Annotated in this window: 23 protein-coding genes; 8 read left to right on the top strand and 15 right to left on the bottom strand. The window is 64.5% G+C overall.

From position 1 onward, the window contains the following. Positions 1 to 59 precede the first annotated feature (59 nt). From QZ964_RS03360 to QZ964_RS03340, 5 genes are all read right to left on the bottom strand, one after another. Positions 60 to 491, bottom strand: a complete 432-nt coding sequence (locus tag QZ964_RS03360) for a hypothetical protein (protein ID WP_292528782.1) — start codon at positions 489 to 491, stop codon at positions 60 to 62. A 471-nt stretch (positions 492 to 962) separates the two neighbouring features. Further along, positions 963 to 1214, bottom strand: a complete 252-nt coding sequence (locus QZ964_RS03355) for a DUF2442 domain-containing protein (protein WP_029648996.1) — start codon at positions 1212 to 1214, stop codon at positions 963 to 965. After that, on the bottom strand, positions 1198 to 1452 hold the full coding sequence (locus tag QZ964_RS03350) for a DUF4160 domain-containing protein (RefSeq protein ID WP_292528780.1): 255 nt from the start codon (positions 1450 to 1452) through the stop codon (positions 1198 to 1200). Before QZ964_RS03350 ends, QZ964_RS03355 begins: the two co-directional genes overlap by 17 nt. A gap of 15 nt (positions 1453 to 1467) precedes the next feature. Then, on the bottom strand, positions 1468 to 3141 hold the full coding sequence (locus QZ964_RS03345; RefSeq protein ID WP_292528778.1) for an acyl-CoA dehydrogenase family protein: 1674 nt from the start codon (positions 3139 to 3141) through the stop codon (positions 1468 to 1470). Between the two features lie 326 nt (positions 3142 to 3467). Next, a complete protein-coding gene (locus tag QZ964_RS03340; protein WP_292528776.1) occupies positions 3468 to 4442 on the bottom strand; it encodes an AraC family transcriptional regulator in 975 nt (324 codons plus the stop codon). 244 nt (positions 4443 to 4686) lie between these two features. Here QZ964_RS03340 and QZ964_RS03335 point away from each other — a divergent pair, with 244 nt between their 5' ends. Then, positions 4687 to 5535 carry a class I SAM-dependent methyltransferase gene (locus tag QZ964_RS03335; RefSeq protein ID WP_292528775.1) on the top strand — a complete coding sequence of 283 codons (849 nt, stop codon included), beginning with the start codon at positions 4687 to 4689 and terminating at the stop codon, positions 5533 to 5535. 220 nt (positions 5536 to 5755) lie between these two features. Here QZ964_RS03335 and QZ964_RS03330 read toward each other — a convergent pair whose 3' ends face one another. From QZ964_RS03330 to QZ964_RS03290, 9 genes are all read right to left on the bottom strand, one after another. Beyond that, positions 5756 to 7216 carry a DUF3526 domain-containing protein gene (locus tag QZ964_RS03330; RefSeq protein WP_292528773.1) on the bottom strand — a complete coding sequence of 487 codons (1461 nt, stop codon included), beginning with the start codon at positions 7214 to 7216 and terminating at the stop codon, positions 5756 to 5758. 9 nt (positions 7217 to 7225) lie between these two features. Next, a complete protein-coding gene (locus QZ964_RS03325; protein ID WP_292528771.1) occupies positions 7226 to 8704 on the bottom strand; it encodes a DUF3526 domain-containing protein in 1479 nt (492 codons plus the stop codon). After that, complete coding sequence (locus QZ964_RS03320) at positions 8701 to 9414, bottom strand: ATP-binding cassette domain-containing protein (RefSeq protein WP_292528769.1); 714 nt, start codon at positions 9412 to 9414, stop codon at positions 8701 to 8703. Before QZ964_RS03320 ends, QZ964_RS03325 begins: the two co-directional genes overlap by 4 nt. Before the next feature lie 110 nt (positions 9415 to 9524). Continuing rightward, positions 9525 to 10229, bottom strand: a complete 705-nt coding sequence (rplA, locus tag QZ964_RS03315; protein ID WP_292528768.1) for a 50S ribosomal protein L1 — start codon at positions 10227 to 10229, stop codon at positions 9525 to 9527. Positions 10230 to 10233: 4 nt separating this feature from the next. Next, on the bottom strand, positions 10234 to 10680 hold the full coding sequence (gene rplK, locus QZ964_RS03310; protein ID WP_014891468.1) for a 50S ribosomal protein L11: 447 nt from the start codon (positions 10678 to 10680) through the stop codon (positions 10234 to 10236). Positions 10681 to 10896: 216 nt separating this feature from the next. Then, positions 10897 to 11253 (bottom strand): hypothetical protein, encoded by a 357-nt coding sequence (locus QZ964_RS03305; protein WP_292528760.1) that lies wholly within the window; start codon positions 11251 to 11253, stop codon positions 10897 to 10899. 102 nt (positions 11254 to 11355) lie between these two features. Beyond that, on the bottom strand, positions 11356 to 11886 hold the full coding sequence (gene nusG / locus QZ964_RS03300) for a transcription termination/antitermination protein NusG (RefSeq protein ID WP_292528758.1): 531 nt from the start codon (positions 11884 to 11886) through the stop codon (positions 11356 to 11358). A 24-nt stretch (positions 11887 to 11910) separates the two neighbouring features. Next, positions 11911 to 12102 (bottom strand): preprotein translocase subunit SecE, encoded by a 192-nt coding sequence (gene secE, locus QZ964_RS03295; RefSeq protein ID WP_292528756.1) that lies wholly within the window; start codon positions 12100 to 12102, stop codon positions 11911 to 11913. Positions 12103 to 12303: 201 nt separating this feature from the next. Then, a complete protein-coding gene (locus tag QZ964_RS03290) occupies positions 12304 to 13527 on the bottom strand; it encodes a DUF2235 domain-containing protein (protein WP_292528754.1) in 1224 nt (407 codons plus the stop codon). A 161-nt stretch (positions 13528 to 13688) separates the two neighbouring features. On the opposite strand from QZ964_RS03290, the gene QZ964_RS03285 reads away from it, so the two are divergent. From QZ964_RS03285 to QZ964_RS03275, 3 genes are all read left to right on the top strand, one after another. Next, on the top strand, positions 13689 to 14024 hold the full coding sequence (locus QZ964_RS03285) for a hypothetical protein (protein ID WP_292528752.1): 336 nt from the start codon (positions 13689 to 13691) through the stop codon (positions 14022 to 14024). Positions 14025 to 14132: 108 nt separating this feature from the next. Then, complete coding sequence (locus QZ964_RS03280; RefSeq protein ID WP_292528750.1) at positions 14133 to 14474, top strand: cupredoxin domain-containing protein; 342 nt, start codon at positions 14133 to 14135, stop codon at positions 14472 to 14474. A gap of 3 nt (positions 14475 to 14477) precedes the next feature. Continuing rightward, positions 14478 to 15311, top strand: a complete 834-nt coding sequence (locus tag QZ964_RS03275; RefSeq protein WP_292528749.1) for an FTR1 family protein — start codon at positions 14478 to 14480, stop codon at positions 15309 to 15311. A 39-nt stretch (positions 15312 to 15350) separates the two neighbouring features. Here the strand turns inward: QZ964_RS03275 and QZ964_RS03270 are convergent, their stop codons facing one another. Continuing rightward, positions 15351 to 17609 (bottom strand): transglycosylase domain-containing protein, encoded by a 2259-nt coding sequence (locus QZ964_RS03270; RefSeq protein WP_292528747.1) that lies wholly within the window; start codon positions 17607 to 17609, stop codon positions 15351 to 15353. Positions 17610 to 17835: 226 nt separating this feature from the next. Between QZ964_RS03270 and dnaN the strand changes: the two genes are divergently transcribed. The 4 genes from dnaN to QZ964_RS03250 all read left to right on the top strand — a co-directional run bounded on the left by dnaN (position 17836) and on the right by QZ964_RS03250 (position 22802). Next, positions 17836 to 18954: a DNA polymerase III subunit beta gene (gene dnaN / locus QZ964_RS03265; RefSeq protein ID WP_292528745.1), complete on the top strand. Its 1119-nt coding sequence runs from the start codon at positions 17836 to 17838 to the stop codon at positions 18952 to 18954. A gap of 38 nt (positions 18955 to 18992) precedes the next feature. Then, positions 18993 to 19850, top strand: a complete 858-nt coding sequence (locus QZ964_RS03260; RefSeq protein ID WP_292528743.1) for an OmpA family protein — start codon at positions 18993 to 18995, stop codon at positions 19848 to 19850. Between the two features lie 223 nt (positions 19851 to 20073). Further along, positions 20074 to 21441 (top strand): peptidoglycan DD-metalloendopeptidase family protein, encoded by a 1368-nt coding sequence (locus QZ964_RS03255; protein ID WP_292528741.1) that lies wholly within the window; start codon positions 20074 to 20076, stop codon positions 21439 to 21441. Continuing rightward, complete coding sequence (locus QZ964_RS03250) at positions 21438 to 22802, top strand: S41 family peptidase (protein WP_292528740.1); 1365 nt, start codon at positions 21438 to 21440, stop codon at positions 22800 to 22802. The genes QZ964_RS03255 and QZ964_RS03250 overlap by 4 nt, the downstream gene beginning before the upstream one ends. Positions 22803 to 22938: the final 136 nt, after the last annotated feature.

Here is a 22938-nt window from a genome sequence, read left to right as displayed (position 1 = left end):
GGCCTCCGATTGTGGGAGTCGCTCTTAGAATAGGGTGGCGGCCCGCGGGAGGGTCGCGCCTATCCCTCGCCGCAGTCGAGAATCCAGGTCTTGTCGCAGAAGGCCACATATAGGCGCTCCTGACCTAGCGCGGCGCCGAGTTCGCCAGCAAGCTCATTGAGCATCGCCTCGATCTGCGCATCGGGCAGGGAGCCCAGATAGGCGTGCACCGCTTCGCCGGTGAATATCGCGACCGGCTCGCGGTCCGAGCCGACGGCGCCGTCGTCTCTGCGCCAGGCGTAGGTCACCTCGCCGCGGGTGAACATGCCGGAGAGCGCGGGCTGCCCCGCTTCGACGCGGCGGCGCATCCAGGCGTGCGCGCAGCGCACCGCTTCCGAGACGTCATAGACGCGCCCCTCCGCCTCCCAGCCTTCGCGCAGCCCGACGGTGATACGGAAATCCCGCCGCGGCCCACGCGAGCCGTCAACGAGGCGATAAACACGCTTGGTCATGGCAGGAAAGGTAAGGCGCCCGGCGCGAACGAGGAAGGCTGTGGTTTGGTCAGCGCTTGCCCGTCCATGTGGACGCGAGCTTTTGCAGAGCCTTATCTGCTTCCTGCTCAGCTTCGCGCTTCGTGTCGTAGGCATGTGGGGACCGCAGATGAATCTGGGTCCCTTCGCAAACAGTCCAACGAAACCGCCCAGCGCAGAGCGGGTCCGGCTCAATTCTCGACGTAAATTGATCAGTTTCGCGCATGGCCATATTATGCGCGCAAGCAGGTCATTATCAAAATGACCGCCGTCTGCTCCGCCTTTTTTGCTTCGCGCAGGCGACTCAATGCGCGCGGTGGCGCGCTGATTGCGATTTGGGGGCAAGGGTGAAAAGAGCAGACCGTGGATGGCCCCGGGTTTTCGTTGGCGGACGTGAGTGCGATCTCCCCCTCACTCATCGGCTCCGCCCTCGCCGTCGGCGCTCCTCGCGCCCTACTGCGCCGCCACCGGCGTGTGTCGCGTCTCGTCGCCCCGGCCGGCGAGCAGTCCTTCGATGGAGATGTCCTCGTCGAGCTCGTCCCAATGCAGCCCTTTGCGGCTGATCTCATAAGCGAGGCGCTGCGCCAGCGTCGCATGCAGAAGACGCGGGAACCAAACGAGCGGCACGCCGAGCGTGCGTCCGTCGGACAGTTCGACCCACATGCTATCGTCGTCAAAGCGTAGGGACTTAGCCGAAATGCTCATGCCAGGCCCTTTCTATGAAAGTTGCGCGATCCTGGACGATTTTCTCCAATTGGCGCAAGGTCCGCGCGTCAAAACCATCGCTGGCGGCGAGGCTGACGGGCGAAAGCCAAAACTTCGCGTCGCCCTCGCCTTTTCGCACATGCACATGGATCGGCTCGAGCGGGCTGCCTCGTTTGAATAGAAAAAGAAGCGAAAGCCGTCCTGTCGAAAGATGACCGGCATTTCGCCCGTTCCCCATTCTCGTCCGCCGCCCTTACCCCTCCAGCAGCCGCCGCGCGATCACCTGCGCCTGAATTTCCGCGGCGCCTTCGAAAATATTGAGGATGCGGGCGTCGCAAAGCACGCGCGAGACCGGATATTCGAGCGCAAAGCCATTGCCGCCGTGGATCTGCAAGGCGTTGTCCGCCGCAGCCCATGCGACGCGGGCGCCGAGCAGCTTCGCCATGCCGGCCTCAAGGTCGCAGCGCTTGCCCTCGTCCTTCTCGCGCGCGGCGAAATAGGTGATCTGGCGGGCGATATGGATCTCGACCGCCATGGAGACGATCTTGTTGAAGACGCGCGGGAAGGAGAACAGCGGCTTGCCGAACTGGATGCGCTCCTTGGCGTATTTCAGTCCGAGATCGAGGGCGCATTGGGCGACGCCGAGCGCGCGCGCCGCCGTCTGGATGCGGGCCGACTCGAAGGTCTCCATGAGCTGCTTGAAGCCCCTGCCCTCCTCGCCGCCGAGAAGGTTTTCGGCCGGAACTTCGAAATTGTCGAAGCCGATCTCGAACTCCTTCATGCCGCGATAGCCGAGCACTTCGATCTCGCCGCCGGTCATGCCCTTGGCGGGGAAAGGATCGCTATCGGTGCCGCGCGGCTTCTCGGCGAGCAGCATGGAAAGGCCCTTGTAGCCCTTCTCGTTCGGGTTGGTGCGCACGAGCAGCGTCATCAGATCGGCGCGCACCGGATGGGTGATCCAGGTCTTGTTGCCAAAAACCTTATAGGCGCCGCCTTCGAGCGTCGCGCGGGTGCGCAGCCCGGCGAGGTCGGAGCCGTTGTTGGGCTCGGTGAAAACCGCGGTCGGCAGGATTTCGCCCGAGGCGATCTTGGGGAGATATTTCTCCTTCTGCGCCGGCGTGCCGCCGACCAGGATGAGTTCGCCGGCGATTTCCGAGCGCGTGCCGAGCGAGCCGACGCCGATATAGGCGCGCGACAATTCCTCGGAGACGACGCACATGGCGATCTTGCCCATGCCGGAGCCGCCATATTCGTCTGGAATCGTCAGGCCGAAGACGCCGAGTTCGGCGAGGCCGGAGATCACCTCGAGCGGGATGTAGTCGTTCTTCGAATGCCAATCCTGCGCATAGGGCGTGACATTCGCGGTGGCGAATTTGCGCATCTCGCTGCGGATCGCCTCGAGCGTCTCGTCGAGGCCCGACGCGCCGATGGTCTCCGCCGCCGCGTGATGGTCGATGAGTTCGGCGAGGCGGGCGCGGTTCGCCGGCGTATTGCCGGTAAGGATCAGCCGGTCGACCGAGGCGGGACGCCGTTCCGCGATCTGCTGGCTGGTGAGCCCGAAATCACTGAGCCGGACGATCTCGCCCTGGCTCATCGGTATGCCGCCATAAACTTGCGCGAGGAATTCGGCGAAGCCGATCTGGTTCAACAGCTCCTCGGTCTCGCCATAGGCGCCCTCGCCGGAGAGGCGCTCAGCGTAATCGATCAGTTCGCGCAGGCCCTGCACATAGGTCGCAAGCCAGGCGAGCCCGTGCGCGGCGTGCTGATCGGCCTCGAACAGATCATTGGCGATCTTGCCGTCGCGTGAGTCTCTGGCGCGCAGGCTCGCCAGCGCATCCTTGTAAAGCGCCTCGACGGCGGCGAGCGCCTCTTTCGCGTCGCTGGTCCAATCGGCGGCTTCAAGTTTCGTCGCGACGGCTGCGGTCATTCTTTCTTTCCGAAATGAGAGCCCACATGGGGCGGATGCCTACCCTCCCCTCGCAAACCGGCTGTTCCCGGTTTGCGCATTTAAATTGGCCAAAGTTGGCAACAGCCGACTTTGGCTGGGGAGGGTCGAGCCGCGTCAGCGGCTCGGGGTGGGGTGATACCGCCAGGCAATCCTGGCTACCACCCCCACCCGATCGCCTGCGGCGATCGGCCTCCCCCGTCGAGGGGGAGGTGTTTGCGCCCTACATGCCGACATTTGGCCTGAGACGCAACCGGTCCCGACTACGGGGTAATGTCAAACGGGGCCGCCGTGATCCTATTCGGGCTTTAACTTAAACCGGTTCGCCATTGGCTCGGCGATCGGCCGACGATCTTCTTGAACGCCCGGCTGAATGCAGCTTCTGACTCGTAGCCGATTTCATGCGCTACGGCGGCAACCTTGACGCCGGGATCCGCCAGCCGCTTGGCAGCGATCTGCATGCGCCATTGGGTCAGATACTGAATCGGCGGACAACCCACTAGCTGAGAAAATCGATCGGCCAGGACTGAACGTGAGGCGGCGGCTTGCGCTGCGAGTTCCTCCAGAGTCCAGGCGTGCGTAGGTCGCGCGTGCAACAACGTTAGCGCGCGACCGACCAGGGGATCACGTAATCCTGCCAGCCAGCCGGTGCTGTTGTTCGCAAGCTGATCCATATGCAACCGAATCACTTCGACAAACATCAGTTCCGATAGGCGGTTGAGCACGCTTTGGCTGCCGGCGCGTTTGTTCTCCGTTTCGGCGGCTGCGAAGCGAATGAATTGGTCAAGCAGGCCTTGTGAGTCGTCACGCCGCAGCCGCATGAAGCGCGGCAGTGAGTCGAGCAACGGATTGAAAGGACGCGCGTCGCAACTGAAGAAGCCGCAAATCACATGGGTGTCGCTTGCACCTTCGCCGCCGGTCCGCAATGCGAAAGGCAATGCGTTGGCATCCTCGGGCCGCCGGTGCATGTCCAAGTTCGGTTCGGCGCGCATACCCGGCGCACTTGACACGACATGCGGGTCGCCATGCGGGATGACAGCTATGTCCCCTTCCTCGAGTCTGACCGGCCCGAATACAGCTTCACTGATGAGCGATATCCAGCACGAGCCGCGAGTGACGACATGATACTCGATCGCATGCTGGGCGCCAGGCGTCACCTCGTTGGCAATCTGCGCTGCAGGCGGCGCTTCCGCAACCCACGGCGATTTGGCGGTAACGTCGAAAAAGACCGAGCCGGATAAACGCACGGCGGAGAGGACATCCGACAACGCGTCTGTGCTCATGGCATGACCTCTCGAAGTACAATTGCTGTGTCTGCCACTACATGCTGGACGCTAAAGCAAGCTGCCCGGACAATCGGCAGGGACGATAGCAATTCTGGATGCGCGAGCAAGAAGGCGGGCAGCGCAATCATTCAACGCGGGAGGCGATTGACCTAAGGCTCATGCCAAGGTCGCACGCGCCGTGCGCCTCGATACGTCGCCTTTGGCGACGTGTTGCGACTCGGAATTGTTGAGGAGACCGATCATGACTACAGCAATTGAATGCCGCCCGCCTGTGACAGCAAAGCCGGCTGTGGAATTGAACGCCCTCAAGGCCAAGCAGCAGACAGCCTGGTCGTCCGGCGACTACGCCGTCGTCGGCACAACCTTGCAAATTGTCGGCGAACGATTGGCGGAAGCCATGGACCTGCGTGCTGGCCAGACCGTGCTCGACGTCGCCGCCGGTAACGGCAATGTCACGCTAGCCGCCGCTCGGCGTTGGTGCGAGGTTACGTCCACGGATTATGTCGAGCCCGTACTGGTGCGTGGCCGCATGCGAGCCGAAGCGGAAGGGCTGCAGGTCAAATTCCAAGTCGCCGACGCCGAGAATCTGCCGTTCGCGGACGCGTGTTTCGACGCGGTGGTCTCGACGTTCGGCGCGATGTTCAGCCCCGATCAGGATCGTACCTCAGCCGAAATGATAAGGGTGTGCAGGTCCGGCGGTCACATAGGCCTCGCCAACTGGACGCCGGAAAGCTTCGTCGGCCAATTGTTCAAGACGATCGGTAAATACTTGCCGCCGCCCGCCGGCGTGAAGTCGCCGGCGGTCTGGGGCACGCGCAGCTGGGTGGAGATGACGTTTGCTCCAGCGGCATTTACACTCGCCACCGAGCCGCGCCACTTCAATTTCCGCTACCACTCGCCGCAGCACTTCCTCGATATCTTCCGCTCCTACTACGGGCCCGTGCTCAAAGCTTTCGAGGCGCTCGACGACGCCGACCGGAAGGGCCTCTCGTGTGACATCATCGATCTGATCGGACGCTACAATACGTCCGGCGACAAGACGATGGTCGTTCCCAGTGAATATCTCGAGGTGATCGTCACCAAACGGTGAGCGCTGCAGCGAGCTGCGTGACGTCACGAAGAGCTTTGCGATAGTAACGAATCCATACCAAAATTTAACGCACGTGCCGGCCAAGTCTGCTTAAACAGGCATGGTCGGCCTTTTTCCCAATAAAGTCCGCCTTGGGTCAAATCAAGCCATTCATCATCCGCACGGCGGACGACTTCTAAGGTAGGCCGAAATTCAAGCTGAGGACGTTGCCGGCCGCGCTCTATCGTGGCGCGGCCCGGCGGAATCCGCGCCAAGCGAAAATGGCGAGAATCAGCATCGGCAGCGCGACGCCGATGAGCGGGCCGGCAAGTCCGGCCGGCGCGCACGCCACCAACTCTTCGTCCGCCTGCGTAAATTTCGGCATTGCCGCGTAATCCTGCGCCGTCAGCGATGCGCCGGCCTTGGCCCGCGAAAGGAAGAACTCGCGCCAATCGACATGGAAGGCGCGGATGCGGTCGAGAAAGGCACGATAGCGCGCTTCCCCCGAGCCGGCGATGTCGGCCAGCGCCCGATAGGTCAGATAGGCGGGCGAGAGATAGCCAAGCCGGTCGGACAAGTCGCGCTGTCGCGCAAGCTGCGCGTCATGGTCGGCGACGATCGCTTCGACGCGTTGAAAGGCCGCCTCCTGCGTCGCGAGGCGGCGTAGCGTCGCCTCCTGCGCGGCGCCGCCGCTCGCCGGCTTGCCGCCGCCGCCATGCTCGTCGGCGTAGCGGGCGAGCGCCGCGTCGCGGGCGCGATCGGCGTCGGTCGAGGCGGCGCGGGCCGCCAGCACCATATCGATCCGCGACGGCGCCGGATGCGCAAAGGCGGCGAGGCTGTTGATCGCGGCCGGCAAGATCATCGTGATCGCCACCCATGCGCCAATCAGCGTCAGCGCGTTGAACGCCGAGCCTCGGCCGAGCCCGTCGACCGCGGCCGCCAGCGCCGCCCAGAACAGGCCATAGAGCGCCACGACCGCGAGCAGCGCGGCGAAGCCCGAAGAGGCGAGCCGCTCCCTGCCCGCGAAAATCCAGACGCCCGCCGCCACCGCAAACAGCATCACGGCGATCGGCGCGGCGACGCGCGCGGCCAGCTTTCCACCGAGCGCGGCGGCGGGCCGGCGCGCCGAGGCGAGCGTCATGCCCAGCGTTCCCTGCTCGCGCTCGCCGGCGAGCAGATTGAAGGCCATCGCCAGAACGACGAGCGGATAGACAAAGACGACGACGAAGGCGAGATCGGTCGCGCCCGACATCAGATTGGCGGGATTGTCGATCTCGTCGGCGAAGAGAAAACTGTCCTTCGAACCCGTCGTCACCCGGACCGCGGGCGGCAGCAGGTCGCTCTGGCCGGTCGCGACGAGCCCCAAGGGCGCGGGCGCGAGCGCCGCGACTGTCGCCGCAGGTCCGCCGCCCATGAAAGCCGGGTTACGCGGATCGCGGAACGGCGGCGGCTCGGGCGCAGGCTTTCCCTGCGCGTCGCCCTGCTGCAATTGCGCCAGCGTTTTTTGAAGTCTGGAAAGCCGCTGGCTTTCGTCGGCGCGCGCTGCGGCGATCGTCGCCTGCTGCGCAGCGATCCGCGCCGACCCCATGGCGAGGGCGAACAGCGCGACGCCCGCCAAAATCAGCAGCGCAAACCAGACCGCGCCGTCGCGGCGCATCATGCGCGCTTCAAAACGCGCGCCGGCGAGAAAAGCGGAAGACATCGGCGCGCCTCACACCGGCCGCAAACGGCGCGCTGCGAAGAGCGCAAAGACTGCCGCGATCGCGAGCCACCCGACAAGCGCGGCGGTGGGCAGCAAGCTGTATCCCAGGGCGAAGCCAGCTCCAGGCGCCCGATAGGCGAAGGCGGCGATCTTTCGCCACAGCTCCGGGCCGGCGAGGTAAGTATTGTCGTGGGCAAAATGGATGATGTTGTCGCTTACTTCGTTCTGAATGTCGCGCCGATGCGCTTCGGCGCCGGAAGCGAAATCGAATTGGCTGCGACTGTCGACGCCGGCAAAGGCCATTGAGATCGGCCGCAGCGCCAGGAGCGGAAAAAGGAAGCCCGGCGCGGCGCGGAGCGCGTCCTGGCGGTCGAAGGCGGTCTGCAACGCGCCGAAATGGCGGTCGAAAATCGCGTAGCCGCTCTCATCGTCCTTGCGCAGCGCGAGGCCGCGGAAATTGACCGGCAAATCCTCGATCCGCGTGACGCCGTATTTCTTCAAGGTCTCGTCGCGGAACGCGACGAAACCGGGATGACTCTCGTCATGACCGAAAGTTTTCGCCTTATCTTGCGCGATGCCCGCGCGAAATTCCTGCCACGTCGGGGTTGGCGCAAAGGCGCGCGCCGCGTCTGTCGCAAGCCTTGGCGCGAGAAATGAATTGGCGAGCCAGAACGCGAGCAGCGTGACGAGCGCCGCGCGCGAATTTCTGGCGAGCGCCGAAACGCCAAGCGACAAAAACGCGAAGCCGGCAAGATAGGCCGCATAGGCGGCACCGAGCACGCCCAGACGAATGAATTGATCGACAAGTGACAGGCGCTCGCGATCGACGAAGAAGAACAAGGCGAGCGCCGCGCCGATGAAGGCCGGCGCAAGGAGAGCGAAAATCGCGCCGATGAGCGCCAGCGCTTTGCCGGCGAGAATGTCGCGCGGCCGCGCGCCGACGCTGAGCAACTGTTTCAGCGTGCCGCTCTCCCGCTCGCCCGAGAAGCTCGCAAATCCCATCAGAATGACGATCAGCGGCGCGATCGTCTGCAAAATAAACGCAAGCGACAGCGCACCGAGGCGCGCGCCGACGCCGCCGTCGCGGGCCTGTTTGAACTGCGTCTCATTTTGCTTATGCGCCTCAAGCCACACCGCCGAGCCGACATAGGCGTCGACGCCGGGATCGGCGAGCGCCAGCGGACTCAGCGGCTTGAAGGCGTATTGGCCAAAATGCGCGGCGGCGTGTGGATTCTTGGCGCTCTGTCCGACCCAGAGTTCGCGATCGGCCCTCGCCGCCGCCTCTCGCTCGCTTAAGATGCGGGCGCTTTCGACATAGCCGAAGGCGAGCGCGGCCAGCATCAGCGCGACGACGAAGGCGCAAAGCCAGACGAGGCGACGGTCGCGAAAAAGCTCCAGCCATTCCTTGGCTGCGACCGCGCGCATGACGCGCCAGCGGCTCTTCGCCGGCGCCGCCACGGCGAGTGGCGCGAGCGCGAGATCGCTCATGCAGCCCTCGCGAAAAGATCGAGATAGGCGCGCTCCAAGCCCAGATGATCGACGTCGTCGGCGCCGAACACCGACGCCAGACGTCCCCGCGCCATGATGCCGATCTTCGTGCCGCACTGCTTGGCGAGAAAAAGATCATGCGTGACCATCAGCACCGCCATGCCGTCCTTGCGCAGCCGCTCGATCAGTGCGGCGAACTCATTCGCCGCGAGCGGATCGAGCCCGGAGGTCGGCTCGTCGAGCACCAGCGCCTGCACGCGCCTTGCGAGCGCGATGGCGACGCCGACCTTCTGGCGCATGCCTTTGGAATAGCCGCGCACGGGACGTTGAAAGGCGTCGCTCGGCAAGCCGGCGGCGGCAAGCAGCGAAAGCAGCGTGTCGCGCGGCGCTTCGGCGCCCGAGATTTCGGTAAAATATTGCAGGTTTTCGAGGCCGGTGAGCGCGCCGTAGAGCATTACCTGCTCGGGGATATAGGCGAGAAGCGCGCGCGCCGCCGAGGGATCAACCGCGGCGTCGATGCCACAAACGAGCGCCTGTCCCGCCGTCGGCTGGATAAAATTCAGGAAAAGATTGACGGTCGTCGTCTTGCCGGCGCCGTTGGGCCCGAGCAGGCAAAACACCTCGCCCGCCGGCACGATCAAATTCAGACGGTCAAGCGCCGGCCAGTCCGCGCCGTCATACGTCTTGGTGAGGTTGCGCGCTTCAAGCATGGCCGCATCCGCCCCACGGCTCAACTCCGGCGCGCGTGGCCTCGCGCCGGAGAGGGTATAATTTCCGATTAAGCCTGCATCATTGCGCCAACACGGTCAAGCAGCAGCGCTCAGTGCGGGGCGGCGCCCAGACTCGATACGTCGACCTTCACGCCCGGACCCTGGGTCGAGCAGATGGCGATGCGCTGGATGTAGGTGCCCTTGGCGCCCTGCGGCTTCGCCTTGGCGACGGCGTCGACGAAGGCCTTGATGTTCTCGACGAGCTTGCCGTCGTCGAACGAGGCCTTGCCGACCGTGCCCTGAACGATGCCGGCCTTTTCGACGCGGAACTCGACAGCGCCGCCCTTGCTGGCCTTCACCGCGCCGGCGACGTCCATCGTCACCGTGCCGACCTTCGGGTTCGGCATCAAGCCGCGAGGCCCGAGCACTTTGCCCAGGCGCCCGACGAGCGGCATCATGTCCGGCGTCGCGATGCAGCGGTCGAAGTCGATCGTTCCGCCCTGCACCGTCGTGACGAGATCCTCTGCCCCGACGACGTCGGCGCCCGCGGCTTTGGCCTCATCCGCCTTGGCGCCGCGCGCGAAGACCGCGACGCGCAGAACGCGGCCGGTGCCGTTCGGCAGATTGACGACGCCGCGCACCATCTGATCGGCATGCTTCGGGTCGACCCCGAGATTCATGGCGATTTCGACGGACTCGTCGAACTTGGCCTTGGCGCGCTCGCGCACCAGCTTCACGGCGTCGGTGACGGGATAGAGCTTCGTGCGTTCGATGCCCTCGCGGGTCTTCGCAATGCGTTTTCCGATGTGCGCCATGATCTTACTCCACCACCTCAAGGCCCATCGCGCGGGCGGAGCCGGCGATCATCGACATCGCGGATTCGATCGAGGCGCAGTTGAGATCGACGATCTTCTTTTCCGCGATGTCGCGGATCTGCGCTTGCGTGATCTTTCCGACGACGTTGCGGCCCGGCAATTTGGAGCCCGAGGCGGGCTTCTTGCCGATCTTGAGGCCCACGGCCTTCTTCAGAAAGAAGCTGACCGGCGGCTGCTTCATTTCGAAGGTGAAGGAGCGGTCCTGATAGGCGGTGATGACGACGGGGATCGGCGTCCCTTTCTCGATCTGTCCCGTCTTGGCGTTGAACGCCTTGCAGAACTCCATGATGTTGAGTCCGCGCTGGCCGAGCGCGGGACCGATCGGCGGCGACGGATTGGCCGCGCCGGCCGGCACTTGCAGTTTGATATAGCCGGCGATTTTCTTCGCCATTGCCTTTCTCCAACGTTTGGCGCCCGCCGCGATTTTCACGCGTGCGCGCCGGTTGCAGTTCGTGGTCCGGTCTGGAGTTCCCCGATGGCGTCAGGGCAGACCCGCCACGTATGTTTTCATTTCCATTGGACGGAATGAAAAAAGCCCTCCGGAAGAGGGCCTGCGACTTATACTGAAGAGATCGGCAAAAGCAACTGAATGCCGCTGAAATGCGCCTCAATGCCCCTCGGGCGTGAAGCCCACATGCTCTTCGAGCCGGCGCAAGCGCTCTTCGAATTCGGTCAGCAGCACGCCGTGGCCAATCGCAGAAGAGTGATATTCCATCACCGAGCGGCGCAACCCGGAAATCTGGTCGCTCAGGCGCTTCTCCTGCTCCTTGATCTGCTTTTCCAGATTCATAATGTCCGAGGCGACATCCGCGCGCAGCGAATGGACCTCCGAGCGGACGTCAGCGACGTCGCTCTTCGTCGCCATGACTTCGCGAATGCCCGAAACCTCGCCGCGAAGCGTATCCACCTTCCCGTCGATCTTGCGCAGCAGCGCCAGCGTGAAATTCTCGGGCTCGTCGCTCATCGCGGCTTCCATCGCCGCTAAAAAGCGCGGCGGTCTTTCATAACATAATTTGCGAAAACTGGGCAGCAGCTCTGCCTCGCCAAGGCGGGGAAAGAGGAAATATCAAACCTTCTCGACCTGGGCGAACTCCAGTTCGACCGGCGTCGGCCGGCCGAAGATCGACACGGCGACCTTGAGGCGCGAGCGCGCCTCGTCGATTTCCTCGACGAGGCCGTTGAACGAGGCGAAGGGCCCATCGGCGACGCGCACCGTCTCCCCGACCTCGAACATGATCGTCGGCTTCGGCCGCTCGACGCCCTCGGCGACCTGGCCTTTGATGCGCAGCGCCTCTTCCTCGCTGATCGGCATCGGCTTGTTGTCGGCGCCAAGAAAGCCCGTGACCTTCGGCGTATTCTTGATGAGCGAGAAGACCTGGTCGCTGAGGTCGCATTTCACCAGCACATAGCCAGGAAAGAATTTGCGCTCGGCGGACACCTTGCGGCCGCGCCGCACTTCCATGACCTGCTCGGTCGGCACCAGAATCTCTTCGAAGCTGTCGGCGAGTCCGCGCTGCGCCGCGCCTTCGCGAATAGCCTCGGCGACCTTCTTTTCGAAGTTCGAATAGGCGTGGACGATATACCAGCGCATGCTCATATCGGCGCGACAAGCTCCAATTATTTAATGCCCGACGCCCAGCATCAAGCCGACGCCGAAACGCAACGCGTAATCGACGATGACGAAAAACAGGCTGGCGAACAGAACCATGAGAATCACGAGGCCGGTGGTGATGAAGGTCTCCCGCCGCGTGGGCCAGGTGACCTTGCCCGCCTCGGCGCGGACTTCCTGCAGGAACTGAAAGGGATTGACCATTCGACTACCGGGCTGTGCGGAGCCGCTCGACCTTACGAGAAGAGCCGCAAAAGGAGAACGCGCCGCAAAACGATCGCGGCGCGGGACCTGCCGGCCGCGCGCCACGAATTCGAGCGGTTATAACCCCTTGACGCCGCGCCGCCAAGCGAAAAACACGCGGCGTAAGGAGCGCCAAGCCGGCAGCGCAGGCGCGCGAGGCCGTTACGACATTGCGGCGGCGGAATGAAGTACGGCGCTTGCCTCAGCCAGAGCCACGAGATTGGGCGGCAGCAAGCGCGCCTCTTCCGGCGTGACATAGGCGATCCGGCCGGCGAGACCGGGCCCGAGTCGCGCCATCGCGGCCTTAAGGTTCGAGGGGCCGTAACGCGTATTCTCGACCCCGTAGACTTCGCAGCTTCGGCCGAGCTTGGCCAGCACGCTCCAGTGGACTTTTTCGTTGACATGCTCTTCGTCAGGGCTGCCGCCCCAGAGGAGGCTATTGGCCGGAGCGCCGATGGGAAACATCTCGCGACTGCGCGGAAAATTCCTGTCGATCGGGTATTTCTCCGCCGAGTCCGGAATGTCGCCGTCGATGTTTGGCTTCAGCGCGCGCCTGATCGCGCCATTGTCGAATGAGAGCCCAGTGAGCGCCTGGGTGCGCGCGATCATCCAGATCAACGCGATATCGGAAAGACCCGATTCCGGATAGCCGCCGCCCACATTGCTATGGACGCCCGGAAACCAGTTCTGCTCGATGTTCTTTGGATGCGGCTCCCCTTTCTTGACCGTCCAAAAGGTCGGAATGAACGGACGGCGCCGCTCGTCGACGCCGATGGCATGCAAGGCGTGATCGACGTGGGCACCAAGCCGGGTGTCTTCGAACCCGCCGAAAGCCAAGAGCGTAATGTAGCGACCCAGCGGCGCAAGCCCGCTGAAGCCCGCGGGCACGCCGTATGAGCCGACGGTTTCGAAGACGCCGAGCAGCTTGATGCGATTATTCGCCTGAATGTCGGGACCACTCGGGGGTCCGCCGCGGCGCGAGGCGTCCCGCGCGCTCCTGTTGGCGCGCGCGATGTCGAAAATACCCTTGTCCTTGGTCTTTCTGACGCCGCAGTCGCCGATCAGGCCGGCCAATGCGCGGGCCGCATAGGCGCCGCGCGAAAATCCGTAGATGTACAGCTCCTGATCGTCTCGATAATTGTCGACGACCCAATCGTAGGCGTCCTGGACGATCGCGCGCAGGCCGAGTCCTACCGTGCCCCCGATGATCTTGAATCCTTGTGCGCCGACGCCGGAGAAATAGCGGACATTTTGCTCGACGCCGTCAGCGCCGCGCGGCGGAATGAGCCGTTCGGCGACTTTCTCCTCCCACGATTTTTTGCAGATGCTGGTGAAGTCGCGGGGCGTATTCCACGTGCCGTCGAGCAGGACAATGTTGCGAATCATTTTTCCTCCAACATTGCGCAACGCTTAAACAATTACGACGGGAGCGCATGTGGATGGTGACCCGCTTCGACCGCCTGCGCAAGCGCAGAGGCAATATTTGCCGAAAACGGGCGCTCTCCGTTATGAGAAGCGAAACCTCAGCCAAGCATGGGAGATAAAGGATGCGCGCATGCTTAGTTTTACTGGCCGCATTCACAGCGGCCGTAAGCGCCGGCTGCAACGCCGCCCGTCCGCCGCAAGCCGCGCCGCCTGGACCGGCGGTCTCGGCGCCGACGGCGCAAGCGCTTCCGCCCGGCGCCCCCGGCTGCGCCGGCGCCGTGGCGCGCTACCGCTCCGTCGTCGACAACGACTTGGCGATGGGCCATGTCAACACGAGCGTTCACGCCCAGATTTCGAACGAGATCGCCGAGGCGGCGTCGGCATGCTCCAGCGGCCAGGACGGGCGCGCGCTGTCGCTGCTGCGCGCCTCGAAGTCGCGTCACGGCTATCCGGGGTGAGCGGCGCGCCGGCGCTCTGCGACACTAGCTTGGAAGCGGTCCAGATTAGATTGATTGACCTCATGTTTTGGCGTTCTTACTTTCGGTAAGACGCGGCGGACTCGGGAGATGCGGTTTTTGAAACGTCACCATGCGTATGCGGTCTTGGCCGCTTGGGCTTTGGGCCTTTCCGGCGCCGCTGCGGCCGAAAACGCCTTCACGCTCACCATCAAAGATCACCGTTTCGAGCCCGCCGAACTGCGCGTGCCGGCCAATCAGCCCGCGACGCTGACCGTGAAGAATCTCGACGCGACGCCGGAGGAATTCGAAAGCAAGCCGCTGCGCATCGAGAAGGTGATCCCGGCCAACAGCGAAGCGACCTTCACGCTTCGCCCCCTTAAGGCCGGCCGCTACAAATTCGTCGGCGAATTCCACGAGGACGTGGCCAAAGGCGAGGTCATCGCGGAATAGGCCATGCTCGGCGCGCTCATCATCGTCTTTCGCGAAGCCATCGAAGCCGGGCTCATCGTCGGCATCGTTCTCGCTGTGACGCGCGGGGTCGCCGGGTCGCGCAGCTTCGTTGCGGCTGGCGTCGGCGCAGGCGCGCTTGGCGCCGTCATCGTCGCGGCTTTCGCCGACCGGCTGTCGCAGGCGTTCGCCGGCGCCGGCCAGGAGGTCTTCAACGCCGCGATCCTCGCGCTCGCCGTCGTAATGCTCGTCTGGCACAACATCTGGATGGCGCAGCATGGGCGCGAACTGGCGCAAAACCTTTCCGAGGTCGGGCGGGCGGTCGCGCGGGGCGACGAGACCCTGTTCGCGCTGACCGCCGTCGTCGGCCTCGCGGTGCTGCGCGAAGGCGCCGAGGTGGCGCTGTTTCTTTATGGCATTCTCGCCTCGGGCGAATCCGGCTGGGACGTCTTCGCTGGGGGAATCGCGGGACTGGCGCTCGGCGCGGCGACAAGCTTTGCGACCTTTTACGGCCTCGTCGCGATCCCGCCGCGCCGCCTGTTCGCCGTGACGACATGGCTCATCACGCTGCTCGCCGCCGGACTTGCGGCGCAATGCGTCGCTTTCCTGCAGCAGGCCGGACTTGTCACGGCGCTTTCCGACACCGCTTGGGACACATCGTTGCTGCTGTCCGACAAAAGCATCGTCGGAAGGGTGCTGCACACGCTGATCGGCTATAGCGACCAGCCTTCGGACATGCAGGTCGCGGTCTATCTCGGAACGCTTGTCGCGATTGTCGCGGCGACCAAATTCTTCGCCGCGCGGCCGCCTTCGGCCGCGGTCCGCGCGCCGGCGGAGTAGCGCCGGGATTGATCGCGGCGCAGCTGGGACCGCGCTCGCTCAGCCGCCGCCGAACAGCTGCTCGAAAACGCTTCTTTCCGATGCGCCGCGCCTTTGTCGCGGACGTTCGATCGAGCCAACAGTCGGAATGTCTTCCGGCGGCAGAAGGTCGTCGATCGCGCGCGGGGCTGCGGCCGGTGCGCGCGGCGCGGCGATATCGGGCCGCGCCTCCGCGGTGGGGGGCGGCTCCTCGAGCGGCGCGCCAGGAATCGCCGTCGGCGGGAGCGGCGCCGGCGAGCTTCTCACGCGTTGCGGGCGCGGCGTCGCCGGTTTGGGCTCTCCGGTGAACAGGCCGATGAGATCGTCGATCGGCTTGGCGATCTCCTCGGGAATGGCAGCGTTCTCGGAACGCCAAGCGCCCGACGGCAGTCCGGCGACCGGCTGGCCCTTCAAGGCGACGCCCATGAAACGGCTCCAGATTTCGACCGGCAGATTGCCGCCCGACGCTCTCTTCGTCGGCGAATTGTCGTCATTGCCGAGCCAGACGCCCGCGATCAGCCGCCCCGTATAGCCGACGAACCAGGCGTCGCGGAAATCCTGGCTGGTGCCGGTCTTGCCCGCCGCCTCCCAACCGGGAAGTTCGGCCTTGCGCGCTGTGCCGGTGAGCAGCGTCTCGCGCATCATGCCGTTCATCATCGCCACATATTGCGGCGCGATCACCCGGCCGAGCGACGCGCCCTTGCGCTGATAAAGCGTCTTGCCGGCGGCGGTCTTCACCTTGACGATGACATGCGGCTGCACGGCGACGCCGCCATTGGCGAAGGGCGTATAGGCGGCGACGAGTTCGAGCGGGGTGACTTCGGACGTGCCGAGCGCGATCGAGGCGTTCGCTTGCAGGTCGGACTGGACGCCGAGGCGATGCGCGGTTTTCGCCACCGTCTTCGGGCCGACCTCCAGGCCGACCCGCACGGCGACAGTGTTGAGCGAAAGCGACAGCGCCTTGGTGAGCGTGACCGGCCCCAAATACTGACGGCTGTAATTTTCCGGCCGCCAGCCTTTGACGTCGAGCGGGCCGTCCTCGCGAATGGACTCGGGCGTCAGTCCCTGCTCCAGCCCGGCAAGATAAACGAAAGGTTTGAAGGCCGAGCCGGGCTGGCGCTTCGCCGAGACGGCGCGGTTGAACTGGCTCTCCGAATAGTCGCGTCCGCCGACGAGCGCGCGGATCGCGCCATTGGGGTCGAGAGCGACGAGCGCGCCCTGGGCGACGCCGAGTTGAGCGCCCTTTTCATCGAGCGCCTGCTTGAGCGCGCCTTCGGCGGCCATCTGCATGCGGGCGTCGATGGTGGTCGTGACGACGAGATCCTGATCGATCGCGCCGACCGTGTCGTCGAGCATATCCATCACATAATCGGCGGCGTAATTGATTGATCCGGCGCCGATGTCGCTTCGCGCGCGCGCCGGACGCGCCAGCGCCGTCTTCGCCATCGCCTCGGTGATATGGCCCTCCTGCGCCATCGCGGCGATCACCTGCGCCGCGCGCTCCGCCGCGCCGTCCGGGTTGCGGTCGGGCGCGAGCTTGCTCGGCGCCTTCATCAATCCGGCGAGAACGGCGGATTCCGACAGCGTGAGCGTTTTTGCGCCATGGCCGAAGTAGCGTTCGGCGGCGGCTTCGACGCCATAGGCTCCGGAGCCGAAATAGACGCGATTGAGATAGAGTTCGAGGATCTGGTCCTTGGAATATTTGCGCTCGAGCCAGAGCGCGAGAATCGCCTCCTGAATCTTGCGCGAAATCGTGCGCTCTTGGGTCAGGAAGAGATTTTTGGCGAGCTGCTGGGTCAGGGTCGAACCGCCCTGCATGCCGCCGCGGCCGGTGACGTTGCGCACCACGGCGCGGCCGATGCCGATCGGATCGACGCCCCAATGCGAATAGAAGCGGCGATCCTCGATGGCGATGAAGGCCTTTGGCGTATAGGTCGGAAGGTCCGAAAGCCGGATCGCCGCGCCGCCGGTGTCGCCGCGATTGGCGAGAAGCTCGCCGTTGGCGTCGAGGATGGCGATATTGGGCGGGCGCTTGGGCACCGCCAGCTGGTCGATCGGCGGCAGGCGCGAACCGTAATAGACGGCAAGCCCGCCGGCCGCGATCGAGCCCCAGAGCGCCAGCGTGACGCCCCAATAGATCAGCGCGCCGAAGAGCGAGCGCGAGCGGCGGCGCGGCTTCTTGCGGGCGCGCGGGCGCGGCGGCGGACGGCGCTCGGCGCGCAATTCGCCGTCGTCGTCGTCGTCGAACCGCGGTTCACGACGCCTGTCGCTGCGCGCCATCGGATTGCTCGCCTGTCGCCGCCGCACGGCCTTAAAATGCTTGATGAAGCGTAACGACGGCCGTTTAAGGGCCGGTTAAGGGCCGCATCGCGCCAGCAAAATCTACTGGACAAGCAGGTTCTATGCGTTACGCGCCCTTGCGCTTCGCGCCCTGCCGCGCCAAAGTCTTCGCCCCCGGCGCGGCGGCCTGCCGCGCCGCAATAATATGCGGACGGATTCCCCGGCGATGAAGGTCACGATCGAGAGAGCGGCGCTGGTGCGGGCGCTCGGCCATGTTCACCGCGTGGTGGAGCGGCGCACGACCATCCCGATCCTGGCCAATGTGCTGCTCTCCGCCAAGGACGGCGCGCTGACGCTGAAAGCCACCGACCTCGATCTCGAAATCACCGAGAAGGCGATCGCCGAGGTCTCGCAGCCGGGCGCCACAACGCTGCCGGCGCATACGCTCTACGACATCGTGCGGAAATTGCCGGAAGGCGCGCAGGTCTCTCTGGAGGCGACCGGCGACGCCGGACAGCTCACACTGCGCTCCGGACGGTCGCGGTTCAATCTGTCGAGTCTCCCGGAGAGCGACTTTCCCGACGTCACGTCCGGCGACTTCAGCCACAAATTCACGCTCGCGCCGGCGGATCTCAAGCGGCTCATTGAAAAAACCCAGTTCGCCATCTCTCAGGAAGAGACGCGCTATTATCTCAACGGCATCTATCTCCATACGCTCGACGTCGAAGGGCGGCCGATGCTTCGGGCCGTCGCGACCGACGGCCATCGTCTGGCGCGACTGGAGGCGCCTGCGCCTGAAGGCAGCGTCGGCATGCCGGGGATCATCCTGCCGCGCAAGGCGGTCACCGAAGTGCAGCGTCTCATCGAAGACGCGCAGGGCGACGTTTTGGTCGAGCTGTCGATCAACAAGATGCGTTTCAGTTTCGGCGACGCGCTGTTGACGACGAAACTGATCGACGGGACCTTTCCCGATTACGCCCGTGTCATTCCAGCCGGCAACGACAAGCGGCTCACCGTCGAGCGCGACGCTTTCGCCAAGGCGGTCGACCGCGTCTCGACGATTTCCTCGGAGCGCGGCCGCGCCGTCAAACTCTCGCTGTCCGAAGGCAAGCTGGTGCTGTCCGTCACCAATCCGGACCAGGGCTCGGCGGTCGAGGAACTCGAAGCCGACTATGACGGACCGCCGCTCGATGTCGGCTTCAACGCCCGCTATCTCTTGGACATCACGCAGCAGCTCGACAGCGATACGGCGCTCTTCAAGCTTGCCGACCCAGGCTCGCCGACGCTGGTGCAGGACCGCGACGGCGCCTCCGCCCTCTATGTCCTGATGCCGATGCGCGTTTAAGTCTTGGAGCGACGCCTTCGGACCGTTAGGCTCGGCGCGTGCTTGCAGAGATTCTTCGTTTGTGGCCCTGGCTTCTCGCGTGTTTCGCGATCGGCGCCGGCGCCGGAGCCGTTACGCGCCGCGCCCCTGAAAATGGCGTCGTCGCGCGTTGGCTCGTTTGGACCGCGCTCGCCTTCGGGGTCGCCGCTCTGGTCGTCCGGCTCGGCGCGCTTGCCGACGCGACGACGTTCATCAAGGCTGCGCTCGCCGCCTACGCCGTTTTCATCATCGGCGCCGCGCTCGGGGCGATCGCCCGGCACGGGTCGATCTCGGCGCATGAGGGCTGGGCGGTTGGGCTGATCGCCGCCGCGCTTGTCTGGGTTGGCGCCATGGTGATCGACCGGTCGGGCCATGACGAAGAGCTGCGCCGCCGCTTCGCCCGGCCGATCGAAGGTCTGAGCGCAGACATGCCGCGCCCGCCGTCTTCGCCCGCCAGCAAAGCGGCGACCGTCGCTCTCCCCGCAGTGCCCCTCATTGCAAAACCGCCGACCGCATCAACCGCGCCGGCGTCCGCCGGCATGACGCTCGCCGACTGCCAAGCCGGCCTGGAAGCGGCTTCGGCTGCAAGCGAACTGGTTTTTCGCAAAGGCGAGGCGCGAATAACGCCATCGGCCGCGCTCGCGCTCGACAAAGCGGCGGCGATCATTCGCCGCTGTCCGGAACACGCGACGATCGCGGTTCAGGGCCATGTTCGTGGTTCGGCCGGCAACGCGCATAATGACGCGCTCGCTCAACGGCGCGCGCAAGCGGCGATCTCCTATCTCGAACGTCGAGTCTTTAGCGAGCGCCGTCTGGTCGCGGCTTCCGGCGAGTCGGAGCAATCGGAAAACCGCGCCATAACTTTTGAGGTTCGTTGAGCCGCCGTCCCTTTGCTCGCCCATGGCGTAGCGCGACGACCTCGCGGCAGAAGCGATCGCGGTCAATCTGCCCGGCGCGTCGGGAGCGCTCGAATTGGCGACGTAGATTGCCCAATTTATTCGATGAACTTTTTTGGTTCGCCGCGCGCAGGCGCGATCCTCGCCGGGCCTTGCCGCAATGTGGACGCTATTTCAGCGGCATATCCGCCTTCTGGCGAAATCGATGCCGCGGATGGACATGAGCGTTTCGGGCAGGGCGCGTAACGAGGCCGCGAAACGCGGGCTGATGTCTGCGGCGCTCTTTGCCGCCGCCGCCGCATCTTCGGCGCACGCCGAGCAGCAGCGCCCCGAAGCAAGGGACGTTTCGTCGAAGCAGCAGGAATTGCGCGGTGTCGAAGACACGATGGGCGCCGCCCGGGAACGCGCCCGTCAGCTCGAAGAACAGCTCATCGATCACGCCGCCGCCCGCGAGAGACTGAACGGCGCGCTCATCGAAGCGACGCTGCGGATGCAGGAGACGGAAACACGCGCGGCGGAGATCGAGGAGCGGCTTTCGACGCTCACCGAGAACGAGCGGAAGATTGTGTCGTCGCTCGACGGCCGGCGGGAGCTGATCATCGAAATTCTTACCGTCTTGCAACGAATGGGCCGAAGGCCGCCGCCGGCGCTGATGGCGCGCCCGCATGAGATTCTCGAAGCCGTGCGCGCGTCGCTCGCGCTTGGCGCCGTGCTTCCGCAGATGCGCGCCGAGGCGCGCCAGCTTCAGCGCGATTTGACCGAACTGGAGCAGACGCGAGATGGCGTCCGGCGTGAACAAGATCTTCTCGGCCAACAGCGCGCGAGCCTGAAGGCGCAGCGCGAAAGGCTTGCGCCGATGATCGCCGAGCGTCAGGAGGCGATTTCGAGGTCGCAGGGCGCGTTGCAGGCCGAGACCGAGCGCGCGCGGTCGCTGGCGCAGCGCGCGATGACCCTGAAGGACCTCATCGCCCGCATGGAGGCCGAAAGCTCTGCTGCGCAGCGTGCTGCCGAAGAAGCCCGCAAGGCCGACGAAGAACGCCTAAAGGCTCAGGCGAAGCTTTCCGAACGCCAAAGGCTGGAGGCGCTGGCTGCTCCGTTTAAGGATCCGGCCCGACTTGCCCCGGCGGTCGCCTTCGTCGATCTCAAAGGTCGGCTGCCGGCGCCGGCGTCGGGACAGATCATTCGCCGCTTCGGAGCGCCTGACGGTTTCGGGGGCAAGGAGAAAGGCCTGTCGATCGCCGCAAGGGAAAATGGCGTGGTTATCGCCCCTTGCGACGGATGGATAGCCTTTTCAGGGCCTTACCGAAGTTATGGACAACTCTTGATCATCAACGCCGGCGGCGGTTATTATGTGGTCCTGGCCGGCATGAGTCGCACCAATGTGAACGTGGGACAATTTGTTCTCGCGGGTGAACCGGTAGCCAGCATGGGAGACGGAGCCGCGCAAACAGCGGCGACCATCGCAATCGGCGCGAAACAACCCATACTTTATGTTGAGTTCCGCAAGGACGGAGCCTCAATCGACTCAGGCCCATGGTGGGCGAAGTCAGACAGTCGGAAGGTCGGCGGATGATTCGCAAAACAGTCCTTATCGCTACGGGAATCGCTATTGGAGCGGGATGCGCCACGCTCGGCCAGCAGGCGCGCGCCGTCATCGGCGGTCCGGCTCAAGCGGCTTCCGCCGATACCTACAAGAACCTCAGCCTGTTCGGCGACGTGTTCGATAAGGTGCGCGCCGACTATGTCGAGAAGCCCGACGAGCAGAAGCTTGTTGAAAACGCCATCAATGGCATGCTGACCTCGCTCGACCCGCATTCGAGCTACCTTGACGCAAAAGCCTTCAAGGACATGCGCACCCAAACCGAAGGCAAGTTCGGCGGACTGGGCATCGAGGTCACGCAGGAAGACGGGCTGGTCAAGGTCGTTGCGCCGATCGACGACACGCCCGCCTCGCGCGCGGGAGTTATGTCCGGCGATCTTATCGGCGCGATCGACGACGAGACCGTGCAGGGCATGACCCTCAATCAGGCCGTCGACAAGATGCGCGGCGCGATCAACACGCCGGTCAAGCTGACGATCTTCCGAGGAAAAAACAAAGATAAGATCGAGGTCAAGCTGGTCCGGGCCGAGATTCACATCAAGTCGGTGCGCTCGCGCAAACAGGGCGACGATATCGCCTATGTCCGTATCTCGCAGTTCAATGAGGAGACGGCGGAAGGCTTGCGCAACGCCATGGCCAAGGCGCAGCAGGACATCCCCGTGGACAAGTTCAAGGGCTATATCGTCGATCTGCGCAACAATCCGGGCGGCTTGCTCGATCAGTCGATCCAAGTCGTCAACTCCTTCATCGACAAAGGCGAAATCGTTTCGACGCGCGGCCGCAACGCCGACGAAACCCAGCGTTACAACGCGCGCGGCTCCGGCGATCTTTCTAAGGGCAAGCCGGTCGTCGTGCTGATCAACGGCGGTTCGGCTTCGGCGTCCGAAATCGTCGCTGGCGCTCTGCAAGACCATAAGCGCGCGACGCTGATTGGAACGCGGTCCTTCGGCAAGGGCTCGGTGCAGACCATCATCCCGCTTGGCGGCAGCGCCGGCGCGCTGCGCTTGACGACGGCGCGCTATTACACGCCGTCGGGCCGCTCGATCCAGGCCAAGGGCATCGATCCGGACATGGTCATCCTTCAGGACGTGCCGGACGAACTCAAGGGCAAGGACGACACCAAGGGCGAAGCCTCGCTCAAGGGCCATCTCAAGAACGGCGAAGACGAGAAGACCGGTTCGCAGGCCTATGTCCCGCCGGAGGAGGCGAAGGACAAGCAGCTCACTGCGGCGGTCGAACTCCTCCATGGAAAGCCGAGGGCGCAAATCCTTGCCGAGCAAACCAAGGACGTCGCCAAGGACGCGACCAAGCCGCCGGCCAAAGCCGCGAATTGACGCGGCGGGCGGCGGGGCTTAGGCAGTCGGCGGGAGTCTTCGCCGTCGATGAGCTTTCTGTCCACTTACGCTAATCCAGCGCGCTTTCTGCGGTTTGCGGAACGCGCGCTGCCGTGGCTTTCAGGCGCCACGCTGC

This window comes from Methylocystis sp., assembly GCF_021731785.1.
In the GTDB taxonomy this organism is placed as follows: domain Bacteria; phylum Pseudomonadota; class Alphaproteobacteria; order Rhizobiales; family Beijerinckiaceae; genus Methylocystis.
The sequence above is the reverse complement of the archived record's forward strand: the minus strand, read 5'-3'. Positions and strand labels throughout refer to the sequence as shown.